Genomic DNA, 12,140 nt, shown 5'->3' on the forward strand with positions numbered 1-12,140 from the left:
TGGGCCGAAGGGGTGAGCCTCGTTCGCTGCAGTGCCCGGCCCGAGGCGCACGCGCCCCGGGCCCACCCCGAACCCGGCATCGGGCCAGACCGCGATCCGCCCTCGGCTCTGAGCGGCCCGCGATCTCCCGCTCAGATCAGCCCGAGCCGCCGCACCTCGTCGCGCTCCGCGACCAGCTCCGCCACCGACGCATCGATGCGCTGCTGGGAGAACTCGTCGACGCTGAGCCCCTCGACGATCTGCCAATCGCCACCGCGCGACACGACGGGGAACGACGAAACCAGCCCTTCAGGCACGCCATACTCACCGTGCGACACGACCGCAGCGCTTGTGCGCCGTTCGGCACCGTTCGCAGCGGTGCCAGTGCCCAGCACCCAGTCGCGCACATGCTCGATCGCGGCGTTTGCTGCCGACGCGACCGAAGAACCGCCCCGCACCTCGATGATCTCGGCACCGCGCTTCGCGACTCTGTCGATATAGGCGCCGCGCGCCCACGCCCGGTCGACGACGTCGAGCGCCGCCCGGCCGCGAATGGTGGCGTGGCTGAGATCGGGGTACTGGGTGGCCGAATGGTTGCCCCAAATGGTCACCCCGTCGATCTCGCGCACCGTCGCGCCCGCTTCTGCGGCGAGCAGACCCACCGCTCGGTTGTGATCGAGGCGAGTGAGGGCGGTGAAGCGTTCAGCCGGCACATCGGGGGCATGCTGTTGGGCGATGAGCGCGTTGGTGTTGGCGGGGTTGCCAACCACGATCACCCTGATGTCGTCGGCCGCGTGCGCCCCCATCGCGCGCCCCTGCGGCCCGAAAATAGCGCCGTTCGCTTCGAGCAGGTCACCGCGCTCCATACCGGCGGTGCGAGGGCGCGAGCCGATGAGCATCGCCACATTCGCGCCATCGAAGGCTGCGACTGGGTCATCGAAGACGTCGACTCCTGCAAGCGTCGGGAAGGCACAGTCGGTCAGTTCGAGCGCGGCGCCCTCAGCCGCACGCATGCCCTGCGGGATTTCGAGCAGACGCAGGGTGACCGGTTGCTCGGCGCCGAGCATGTCACCGGCGGCGATTCTGAACAGCGCGGCGTAGCCGATCTGCCCGCCGGCGCCCGTGAGGGTGATGGTGATGGGCTGTGCGTGAGTGGTCACTGCGTCTCCTTCATCTCTGGCTGCGGATCGCGGCTGCTGAGCCGTCGGCACGGCACTTGCGCCCGGGCGGCAACCACCGCCCAGGTTGCCGGGCTCAGCGCACGTCGAAGCTGCGGGGGTCGGGCCCGTAGTTGGTGCCCGCCTCCAACGAGTCGATGGCTTCAAGTTCGGTGCCGTTGAGCTCGAAGTCGAAAATGTCGGCGTTCTCGATCATGCGTTCCCGACGCCCGGTCTTCGGGAAGATAATGCGCCCCTGCTGCAGGTGCCAGCGCAGCACCACCTGGGCGGGGGTCTTGCCGTGGCGCTCAGCCGCAGCGACCACCTCGGGGCGTTCGAAGAGGTCGGTCTTGCCCTGGGCGAGCGGACCCCACGCTTCGACTGCGATGCCGTGCTGGGCGCAGAACGCGGTGAGTTCGCGGCGCTGATGCAGCGGGTGCAACTCGATCTGGTTGGCCGCGGGCACCACACCGGTCGCGTCGATCACCTGCTGCAGGTGCTCGATCTCGAAGTTGGAGACGCCGATCGCCGAGGCGCGGCCGGTCTCTGCGATGTCGATAAGGCCGCGCCACGCAGTGAGGGCGCTGCCCTCGAACATCGGAACGGGCCAGTGCACGAGATATAGGTCGACACGGTCGAGACCGAGCTTGTCGAGGCTCTTCTCGAAGGCATCGGCGGCGTGCTCGTGGTCGTTGTTCCAGAGCTTGGTGGTGATGAAAAGCTCATCACGGGGAATGCCACTCGCCGCAATCGCGCGCCCCACCTCTGCCTCGTTGTCGTAGATGCGCGCGGTATCGATGTGGCGGTAGCCCACCTCCAGCGCGTCAGACACGACCCGCTCGGCCTCACCGGGTTCGACGAGGAAGACGCCGAGGCCCAGCTGCGGGATCTCGGTTCCATTGCTGAGGGTGAGGTTCGGGGTGTCGAGCGCAGCCATGATTCTCCTTCGGTACCTGGCGGATGTGCGCTCAGTCTACGGCCCGCCTCTGACACTGAGGCGAGCACGCACGCTCCCACACGGGATAATGGTGGGATCATGACGCAGCCCCGCATCGAATTTCCAGCGGATCTCCCCGTCTCGCAGATGCGCGAGGAGATCCAGACGGCGATCCGCGACAATCAAGTGGTCATCGTGGCGGGCGAGACGGGCTCGGGCAAAACCACCCAGCTGCCCAAGATCGCCCTCGCTCTCGGCCGCGAGCGCATCGCCCACACGCAGCCGCGCCGTATCGCCGCCCGCACGATCGCCGAGCGCATCGCCGAAGAGCTGGGCTCCGAACTCGGCGGCCTCGTCGGCTATCAGGTGCGGTTCACCGACAAGGTTTCTGAGGATACGCGGATCCGCCTCATGACCGACGGCATTCTGCTGAACGCGATCCACCGCGATCGCGAGCTGCGCGCCTACGACACGATCATCATCGACGAAGCACACGAGCGGTCGCTGAACATCGACTTCCTGCTCGGCTACCTGCAAACCCTCCTCCCCCGCCGCCCCGACCTGAAGGTGATCATCACCTCGGCCACGATCGACCCAGAATCGTTCGCGAAGCACTTCGCCGACCCGCGAACCAAGCGCCCTGCGCCCATCATCGAAGTGTCAGGCCGCACCTACCCCGTCGAAATCAGGTACCGGCCACTCATCGAGAACATCGAGCGGCCCGATCCCAAGAACGGCCCACCGAAAGTCGTGACCGTCGAACGCGACCTCTTCGACGCCATCGGCGACGCCGTCGAAGAGCTCGGCCGCGAAGATCGCGGCGATGTGCTCGTGTTCCTGAGCGGCGAAGCCGAGATCCGCGACGCCGCCGACGCGCTGCGCGGACGCCTCGGCGCGAACCGTGCGAACCCCGTCGAGATCCTGCCCTTGTACGGCAGGCTCAGCGCGGCCGAACAGCACCGCGTCTTCGAGCGCCCGAGCGGGGCGCACGCAGCAGCGCGCCGCATCGTGCTCGCCACGAACGTCGCCGAAACCTCGCTCACCGTGCCCGGCATCCGCTACGTCATCGACGCCGGCACCGCACGCATCTCCCGCTACTCGGCGCGCAGCAAAGTGCAGCGCCTCCCCATCGAAGCCGTCTCACAGGCGAGCGCCAACCAGCGTTCGGGCCGCTCCGGCCGCACCAGCCCAGGCATCGCGATCCGCCTCTACTCGGAAGAAGACTTCGAGAGCCGTCCCGCCTTCACCGAGCCCGAGATCCGTCGCACCGGCCTCGCCTCAGTGATTCTGCAGATGCTGTCGCTCGACCTCGGCGACATCGCCAAGTTCCCATTCCTCACCCCGCCCGACCAGCGCGGCATCGCCGACGGGCTCGGCCTGCTCACCGAGCTGGGCGCCGTCGAAGCAGCCGGGCGCGGCGGAGCCCGCGAGGCTCGCGGCAGGGGCCGGGCCGGAAAGACTGGCGGATCCGCCACCCACCGCATCACGAAGATCGGCCGCGAGCTGGCCCGTCTGCCCATCGAGCCACGCTTCGCCCGGATGGTCGTCGAAGCGCGGCGGCACGAGGTGGTGCCGCAGGTGCTCGCGATCGTGGCGGGCCTCACGATCCAGGACGTGCGCGAACGGCCGCAAGAGCAGCGTGCGCAGGCCGATCAGATGCACGCCCGCTTCGCCGACCCGCAGGGCGACCTCATGACCCTGCTCAACCTCTGGAACTACCTGCAGGAGCAGCAGCGCGAGCTGTCATCGAGCGCGTTCCGGCGGCTGTGCAAGGCCGAATACCTCAACTTTCTGCGCGTGCGCGAGTGGATGGATCTCAACAGGCAGCTCGCGCGCATCGCCGGCGTGAAAGGCGGGGCACCGCGCACCCGATCACAGGCCGCCGGCGCGGCTGAGGGCGCAGCTGACAGCAGCGGCGGATCCGCCTCAGTCTCCGGCGAAGCGATTCACCGCGCGATCCTCGCCGGTCTGCTCTCTCAGCTCGGCGTGCGCGACGACCGGCAGGATCGCAGCGCGCCCGCGCGAGGTCGTGGTGTCGCTGGCGCCGTCAAGCGCAAGCCCGCTCAGGAGTATCTCGGATCGCGCGGCACCCGCTTCGTGCTGTACCCGGGATCAGTGCTCGCCAAGAAGCCGCCAGAGGTGGTGATGAGCGTCGAACTCGTCGAAACCTCCCGGCTCTTCGCTCGCTCGAACGCGGTGGTCGACCCGGCCTGGGCTGAAGAGCTCGCAGGCCCGCTCGCCAAGCGGCAGGTCTCCGAACCGCACTGGGAGAAGAAGCAGGGCGCCGCAGTCGCCTACGAGCGGGTCACCCTCTTCGGCGTGCCCATCGTAGACCGCCGCCGTGTGCAGCTCGCCCGCTTCGACAGGGAGCACGCGCGTGAGCTGTTCATTCGTCACGCCCTCGTCGACGGCGAATGGGATTCGCCGCAGGCCTTCGACCGCGCCAACCGGCAGCTGCGGCGCGAACTGGAACAGCTCGAAGAGCGCACCAGGCGCCGCGACCTCGTGAGCGACGAAGAGGCTGTCTACGATTTCTACGACGCCCGCATTCCCGCCGATATCGTCTCGACCCGCAGCTTCGAAGGGTGGTGGAAGGAGGCGCAGCGCACGCAGCCGAAGCTGCTCACCATGCGCCGTGAAGACCTCATTGAGGGCGAGTCCGCCGACGTCGACGAGAGCGAGTTTCCGCGCCAGTGGCGCCACGGCGACCAGACGCTGCGCTTGAAATACCGCTTCGACCCCACCGCCGACGACGACGGTGTCACCGTGAACGTGCCACTGCCGCTGCTGCCCCGCCTCGAACGCGGCGACTTCGAAAAGCTCGTGCCCGGGCTGCGGCAGGAACTCGTCACCGCACTCATCAAAACCCTGCCGAAGGCGATCCGCAAACACGTGGTGCCCGCCGCCGACTGGGCGCGCAGCCTCCTCGAAACCGTCGAACCGAAACTTGCCGAGGCCGGCGGGGCTACCGGGGCCGGACATGCGCCGTCGCTGCTGCAGTTGCTCGCCGATGAGATCCGCCGCCGCACCAGCGTGCCAGTATCACCCAGCGACTTCGACCCGTCGCGGCTACCCGCCCACCTCACACCCACTTTCCGCGTGGTCGACGGCCGCGGGCGCACCATCGGCGCAGGCAAAGACCTCGCCGCGCTGCAGGCCGCGCACAAGGATCGCGCAACGCAGGGCGTCGCGAAAGTGGCTGCCGCGGCACTGCCCAAAAGCGACCTCGAACGCCGCGGCTCAACGAGCTGGGACTTCGGCGAACTGCCCCGCCACGTCGACACCGCCTACGCGAAAGGCCGCGGATCGGGCGGCGGCGTGGTGCGCGCCTACCCCGCCATCGTCGACAGGCGCACCGGCGTCGACCTCGTGCTCGTCGCCGACGAAACCGAGCAGGCCCACCTGTCGCGGCGAGGGATCCGCCGACTCATCGCGCTGAGCTCACCCTCCCCCGCCAGCTACATCCGCGACCACCTCTCTAACCAGGAGAAGCTGCTGCTCGGCGCCGGCCCGTACCGCTCACTCGACGCCGCCATCGCCGACGTCTCGCTTGCAGTCGCCGACGGCGCGATCCGCCGCCACGCCCCCGACGGGCTGGTGTGGTCTGAGGCCGTATTCGAGCGAATCGCGAACGACTATGCGCGCTCCCTCATCGACGACATCTACGGCGCGATCGCGCTCACCGCGCGAGTGATCGACGGGGCGCGGCTCGCCCGCAAAGCCATCGACGGCGCCAAGACGATCCAGGTGCTCGGCCAGGTCGCCGATGCGGCAGCGCAGGTGGACCGACTGGTGTGGGCCGCTGGGGGCGCTGGAGGTGCTGCTGCCGGCGACGGTTTCGTGTCGCGCACGGGCCTCACCCAGCTGGCGCGCCTGCCCGTCTACCTCGAAGCCGTGCAGCTGCGCATGCGCGGCCTCACCGAGAACGCGGGGCGCGACCGAGCCTGGCAGAACGAAGTGGATCGCGCGCTCGCACTGTTCGAGCAGGCCGGCGGGTCGATCCCACTGCCGATAACAGCCCCCGAACACCTCGTGCGCGCGCGCTGGCTCATCGAAGAACTGCGAGTGAGCCTCTTCGCGCAGCAACTGCGCACCGCCGAACCGGTCTCCCTGCAGCGCATCCAGAAACTCCTGCGGGAAGCGTAGCGGCGGGCGCGCCCGCGCGCCCGCGCGGCCCGCGGCGGGCGGTCCGCGGCCCGCTACTGCTGCGCCGACTCCACGAGCAGGCGGCGGGCCTCATGCACGAGCTCGGGCTCGGTGATGAGGTCGTAGCGGGTGGCGACCATCTGCATCACCGAGGAGAAGTCGCGGCGGTTACGGTTCATGGCGTACGACAGCACACCGAAGAGCATGCCGAAACCGGCACCGATGACCACGGCCGAGATGAACACGCCGAAGATGGCAGCGTTGTCCGGCTGGAAGATGAAGAGCAGCAACCCCAGGAAAAGACCCAGGTAGGCACCCGAAAGCGCCCCCATGAGGGCGACGCGCCCGTAGCTGAGCCGACCGGTGACGCGCTCGACACTGCGCACATCATTGCCGACGATGCTGATGCGCTGCACGGGGAAGCTGGCGCGGGCGAGCACGTCGACGGCGTGCTTCGCGTCTTCGTAACGGTCGTAGGTGGAGACGATCTCACCCTGCGGGATCTCGGGCATCAGCGGTGCGCGCGAGGAAGAGAGGGGGCCGGGAGTAGTCATACCGTCTATTCTCTCACTGCAGGCCCCGCCACCACTACGCTAGAGGGTGTGAGTACTATGCGGGTCTTCGTCGGGCGCCTCGCCGGGCGCGGAGTGTTCGATCCTGTGGGCGACAGGATCGGCAAAGTGCGCGACGTGCTCGTGGTGTTCCGCGCCGCGGGCACCCCGCGCGTGGTGGGCTTAATCGTCGAGATTCCCGGTAAGCGGCGCGTGTTCGTGCCGATCGGCAGGGTCACCTCGATTGGTTCCGGCCAGGTCATCACGACGGGTCTCATCAATGTGCGCCGCTTCGAGCAGCGCGGCGGCGAAACGCGCATGATCGCGGAGATCATTGGCCGCGACGTGCAGCTCGCAGCGGATCGCCCTGGCGGCGCCCCACTGTCGGCGCGCATCGAGGATGCAGCGATTGAGCGCACACGCACGGGCGAGTGGGTAGTGTCAGAGGTCTTCCTGCGGCTGCCGAAACCCGCGGCACCCTTCAGTCGCGGCGATTCGCGGATCGTGCGCTGGTCGGATCTGGTGCTGCCGAGTTCGAGTGAGTCGGCGCAGTCAGCAGAGCTGCTCATTCAGACCATGGTCGATCTGAAGCCCGCCGACCTCGCCGAGGCGCTACTCGAGCTGCCGCAGCCTCGCATGCTCGAGGTGATCGGTGAGCTCGCAGACGAGCGGGTTGCCGACGCGCTCGAAGAGATGAGTGAGCAGGATCAGCTGGCGCTGCTCGCACAGTTGCCCCCCGATCGCACCGCAGACGTGCTCGATCGCATGGAGCCCGACGACGCCGCCGACCTCATCTCGGCGCTGCCCACGGCGAAGGGCGAAGAGCTGCTCGACCTGATGGAGCCCGAAGAGGCTGAGGACGTGCGCCGCCTTCTCGAATACGATGCCGACACTGCCGGCGGTCTCATGAGCCCGGCCCCGATCGTGCTCTCCGGTGAGTCGAGCGTCGCCGAGGGCTTGGCGATGATCCGCCGCGCCGAGATCCCGCCCGCGATGGCGTCGGCGGTGTACGTCACTCATCCCCCGTATGAGACGCCCACGGGCGAGTACATCGGCATGGCACATTTCCAGCGCATGCTGCGCTTTCCCCCGCACGAGCGACTGGTGGCACTGATCGACACCGAAATCGAACCGGTGACGGTCGATGCGAGCGCCGCTGAGGTGTCGCGTCGTATCGCGAGCTACGACCTGGTGGCGATCCCCGTGGTTGACGGGCAGCACCGGCTGGTGGGTGTGGTGACCGTTGACGATGTGCTCGATCATCTGCTGCCAGACGACTGGCGTCACGCCGACGATGAGCCGCAGGGTGGACGGCGATGAGCCTGTTCAAGCGAGATCCGGGCCTCGACGCTCCGCTCTCTGCCAGCACGCGCAGCGGCAGGAGCGGGTCGGGCAATGAGCGTTTCGGGCGGTGGACCGAGAGCATCGCCCGCGGTATGGGTACGCCGTGGTTCCTGCTGATTCTCTCGCTGATCTGTGTGGCGTGGTTGGCGTGGAATACCTGGGGCCCTGAGAGCTGGCGTTTCGATTCGGCGGCTCTGGGTTTCACGGCGCTCACGCTGATCCTGTCGTTGCAGGCGTCGTATGCTGCGCCGATGATCCTGCTCGCGCAGAACCGTCAAGACGACCGCGATCGCGTGCAGATGGAGCAGGATCGGCAGCGCGCTGAGCGTAATCTCGCCGACACCGAGTTTCTGGCGCGTGAGGTGGTGGCGCTGCGGATCGCGTTGAAGGATCTGCCCGATCGTGATTTCATCCGTGCGGAGCTGCGCTCGTTGCTTGCCGAGTTGGAGGCTGAACGCGAGGAGGCTTCGGTGCAGAACGATCCTGGTCCCGAGGCACCGCTCCCCCAGCCTGCTGCAGGCGAGACCGCTGAGGATCGCGATGCCGACACCCGCTGAGGCTGCGGTGCTCGCCGCGCTCGATGGGGTGCGGGATCCCGAGATCATGCGGCCCATCACCGAGCTCGGCATGGTGCGCGAGGTGCGGGTTGATGAGGCCGGCCAGGCGACGGTGTCGATTCTGCTCACCATCGCCGGCTGCCCGGCTGCCCGCCGCATCGAGGCCGATACGCTTGCGGCAGCTGAGTCGGCGCCCGGGGTTTCCTCCGCCACTGTCGAGGTGGGCGTGATGTCGCCTGCTGAACGTCGCGCCTTCGTGGAGCGGGTGCGCGGCGACCGCGGCGCACGACCGCAGCAGTTCGGCCCGGACTCGCTGACGCGCGTGATCGCGGTCACGAGCGGCAAGGGCGGGGTGGGCAAGTCGTCGCTCACCGCCGGTCTCGCGGTCGCGCTCGCGCAGGAGGGGCTGTCGGTGGGCCTCGTTGACGCTGACGTGTTCGGCTTCTCGATCCCCGGTATTCTGGGGCTCAGCCGCGACGGGCGCACCGAGCAGCCGACGCGCCTCGACGACATGATTCTGCCGCCGGTGGCGCACGGTGTGAAGACGGTGTCGATCGGTATGTTTTTGGGCGATGCGGATCCGCGCACCACGGCGGTGTCGTGGCGCGGGCCGATGTTGCACCGCACCATCGAACAGTTCTTGCGCGATGTGTGGTTCGGTGATCTCGATGTGCTGCTGCTCGATCTGCCGCCCGGCACCGGAGATATTGCGATCAGCGTGGGCCAGCTGCTGCCGAACGCCGAAGTGCTCGTGGTGACGACGCCGCAGGAGGCCGCCGCCGATGTGGCGGTGCGCAGCGCGCTGGTGGCGCGCCAAACGGGGCAGCGCGTCATCGGCGTCGTCGAGAACATGGCTGGGCTGGTGCAGCCTGACGGCAGCGTTGTTGAGATTTTCGGCAGCGGCGGCGGGCGTTTGGTGGCGGATCGGCTCAGCGACGACGAGCACGGCCAGGTGCCGCTGCTCGGCAGTGTGCCCCTGAGCCCAGCATTTCGTGAGGGCGGCGACCGTGGCGAACCTGCGGTGCTGTCAATGCCCGGCGACCCCGCGGCGGCGGCAGTGATCCGTGTGGCGCGCACCATCGCGGCACAGGGCCGCGGGCTCGCAGGCAGGTCGCTCGGGATCGCTCCGCGCTGAGCGGATCAGCGCCGTGCGCGGCGCGATCCGCCCCCCATGATCGGCAGCGAGCTACACGCATCCGTTCGCAACAGCGATCCGCCTCACCGCGCACAGGAAATCGGCAACTCTGCGTATCACCGCACCGTGAGGGTCTCGTCAACGGGGCGCGGCCGCGCGAACAGGAAGCCCTGGAAGGCGTCTACGCCGAGATCGCGCAGCTTCTGAAACTGTGCCTCCGTTTCGACGCCTTCGGCGACGACCTGCAACTCGAAGGTGCGCCCCAACTGCACAATGGTGCGGGCGATAGCCGCCGACTGCTCATCGTCGCCAACCGATGACACGAACGACCTATCGATCTTGATCTGTTGCACGGGCAGGTGGCGCAGGTAACTCAGCGAGGAGTAGCCGGTGCCGAAATCGTCGAGCGAGGAAAGCACGCCCTCCGCCCGCAGCAAGGACAGCAGCCTGATGGTGCGGTCGAGATCGGTGTGCAGCACGCTCTCGGTCAGCTCAAGCTTCAGGCTGCCGGGGGTGATGCAGTGACGGGTGATGATGTCTCGCACGCGCTCGGCGAAGTCTTTGACGCGCAGCTGCCGCTCGCTCAGGTTCACTGAGAAGGTGAGGTGCTTGCGTTCGGGGTCGCTCTTCCAGGCGGCGAGCACGCGACAGGCCTCTTCGAGCACCCACTCGCCGATCTCGACGATGATGCCGGTCTGCTCGGCGAGCGGGATGAAATCTCCGGGCGGCACGAGCCCCCGCTCAGGGCTGAGCCAACGGATCAAGCCCTCCTCGCCGATCACACGACGGTCACGATCGACAATCGGCTGCGCGAAAAGACGCAGCTCGCGCTGCTCGATGCCACGTCGCAACTGAGAAACAAGATGCACCCGCTGCTGCGCCTCATCGAGCATGCTCTGACGGAAGTGCCGCAGGCGCCGCTGCCCGCCGGCGCGGCGAGCCCGCTTCCTGGCGATGTCAGCGCATTTGATCACCTCGTGGGGGTCAGCAGTCTCGATGTAGCCGTCGGCACTTGCCGCGTCGCCGTTCTCTTCGGCCTGGCGGTGCTGCCGCACCCCCGGCGCGGCCCAGAGCACATAGCCGACACTCGCAGAAGCATCGACAACCACTCCCGAGCCGAGATCGACAGGGCCGCTGAGCAGCGCAAGCACCCGGTGCACCACCTCCGCAGCCTGCTGCTCGGCAAGGTAGTGATCATTGCCGATACGGGGCAGCAGAATGCCGAAGGTGTTCGAGCCGATCCTGGCGACGCTCAGCCCCTCACCGGCCAGACCGGTGAGCTTCTGCGCTGCATCGAGCAGCAGGCGGTCCCCCACCTCGTAGCCGAAGGCGTCGTTGACGACAGAGAGGTCGTCAACGCTTGCCGCGATAAAACCACTGAACTCGCACCCCGGTTTCCGCAGCATCACACCATCGATCACTCTCAGCATCGATGCCCGGTTCGACAGCCCCGTCGCCCGGTCCCAATAAGCGAGCCTATTCGCCTGCTCCTCGGCAAGATGGCGCTGCGTCTCCTCGGTGCGGATCGCAACATAGCGCTGCGGCCGACCGTCGTCATCGAGCAGCGGAATGATGGTGGTGTCGACCCAGTACTCACTGCCATCTTTCGCGCGATTGCAGATCTCGTTCTTCCAGACTTCGCCGCGTCCGATGACGCGCCACATCTCTTTGAAGAACTCACGCGGATGGCGACCGGAGTTGATGATGCTGTGGGTGCGACCGATCAGCTCATCCCTCGAATACTTCGATATCTCGCAGAAGCGGTCATTGACATGCAAGATGATGCCTCGCCGATCGGTGACCGCGACGATTGAGAAGTTATTGAGGGCTGCGATGATCTCGCTGAACTCGCTATCCGAAGCGCTGAACTGCTCTCGCAGCTCGGTGCCGGCAGCTTTCGGGGCGGCGCCCGATGCGCTCACGTGGCCTCCTCGTCATAGTGGAGCCCCCCTGGTGGTGCATCTGCTGCGGCATCAGCGGTTCCCGAGACCGCCCGCCGGTTCTGGGCCGCCTCAGCAACCCGCGTACGGCGCGCAGCAGCACGCGCCTCACGTTCATCTTCAACGAGCGCGTCACGGATGATGCGACGCGGATCGTACTGCCTCGGGTCGAGCTGTTTCCAGTCGACCTCATCGAACTCCGGCCCCATTTCGTCGCGCAGACGCTCCTTGGCGCCGTCGGCCATGCGCTTTGCCCCGCGCACGAACTCTCCGAGCTTCTTGGCATAGACCGGCAACCGGTCGGGACCCAGCACAAACAAGGCGATCACCATGATCACCAGAATTTTGTCTATCGTGAGCCCCATCGAGAACTATCGTACCTCTCGGAAGCTCC

The 12,140-nt window shown here is 67.5% G+C and carries 9 protein-coding genes; 4 read left to right on the top strand and 5 right to left on the bottom strand.

The annotated features are described in order from the left end of the window. Positions 1-131 precede the first annotated feature (131 nt). Together WFI54_RS03030 and WFI54_RS03035 are read right to left on the bottom strand one after the other, a co-directional pair. On the bottom strand, positions 132-1,139 hold the full coding sequence (locus WFI54_RS03030; protein WP_336651313.1) for a malate dehydrogenase: 1,008 nt from the start codon (positions 1,137-1,139) through the stop codon (positions 132-134). A 94-nt stretch (positions 1,140-1,233) separates the two neighbouring features. Continuing rightward, positions 1,234-2,073 carry an aldo/keto reductase gene (locus WFI54_RS03035; protein ID WP_336651314.1) on the bottom strand — a complete coding sequence of 280 codons (840 nt, stop codon included), beginning with the start codon at positions 2,071-2,073 and terminating at the stop codon, positions 1,234-1,236. Between the two features lie 99 nt (positions 2,074-2,172). Here WFI54_RS03035 and hrpA point away from each other — a divergent pair, with 99 nt between their 5' ends. Beyond that, complete coding sequence (gene hrpA, locus WFI54_RS03040) at positions 2,173-6,219, top strand: ATP-dependent RNA helicase HrpA (RefSeq protein ID WP_336651315.1); 4,047 nt, start codon at positions 2,173-2,175, stop codon at positions 6,217-6,219. Positions 6,220-6,272: 53 nt separating this feature from the next. Here the strand turns inward: hrpA and WFI54_RS03045 are convergent, their stop codons facing one another. Then, complete coding sequence (locus WFI54_RS03045; protein ID WP_336651316.1) at positions 6,273-6,773, bottom strand: general stress protein; 501 nt, start codon at positions 6,771-6,773, stop codon at positions 6,273-6,275. 48 nt (positions 6,774-6,821) lie between these two features. On the opposite strand from WFI54_RS03045, the gene WFI54_RS03050 reads away from it, so the two are divergent. Genes WFI54_RS03050 through WFI54_RS03060 form a run of 3 tightly spaced genes read left to right on the top strand, consistent with a single transcriptional unit; the run spans position 6,822 to position 9,806 of the window. Continuing rightward, on the top strand, positions 6,822-8,090 hold the full coding sequence (locus tag WFI54_RS03050; RefSeq protein ID WP_336651317.1) for a magnesium transporter MgtE N-terminal domain-containing protein: 1,269 nt from the start codon (positions 6,822-6,824) through the stop codon (positions 8,088-8,090). Then, complete coding sequence (locus WFI54_RS03055) at positions 8,087-8,671, top strand: DUF1003 domain-containing protein (RefSeq protein ID WP_336651318.1); 585 nt, start codon at positions 8,087-8,089, stop codon at positions 8,669-8,671. Before WFI54_RS03050 ends, WFI54_RS03055 begins: the two co-directional genes overlap by 4 nt. Then, positions 8,655-9,806 (top strand): Mrp/NBP35 family ATP-binding protein, encoded by a 1,152-nt coding sequence (locus WFI54_RS03060; RefSeq protein ID WP_336651319.1) that lies wholly within the window; start codon positions 8,655-8,657, stop codon positions 9,804-9,806. Before WFI54_RS03055 ends, WFI54_RS03060 begins: the two co-directional genes overlap by 17 nt. A gap of 116 nt (positions 9,807-9,922) precedes the next feature. On the opposite strand, the gene WFI54_RS03065 is transcribed toward WFI54_RS03060, so the two are convergent. Continuing rightward, positions 9,923-11,728, bottom strand: a complete 1,806-nt coding sequence (locus WFI54_RS03065; RefSeq protein WP_336651320.1) for a putative bifunctional diguanylate cyclase/phosphodiesterase — start codon at positions 11,726-11,728, stop codon at positions 9,923-9,925. After that, on the bottom strand, positions 11,725-12,111 hold the full coding sequence (locus tag WFI54_RS03070; RefSeq protein WP_336651321.1) for a twin-arginine translocase TatA/TatE family subunit: 387 nt from the start codon (positions 12,109-12,111) through the stop codon (positions 11,725-11,727). Before WFI54_RS03070 ends, WFI54_RS03065 begins: the two co-directional genes overlap by 4 nt. Between the last annotated feature and the right edge of the window lie 29 nt (positions 12,112-12,140).

It is taken from the genome of Leucobacter sp. MMO-125 (assembly GCF_037148395.1).
Lineage (GTDB): Bacteria > Actinomycetota > Actinomycetes > Actinomycetales > Microbacteriaceae > Leucobacter.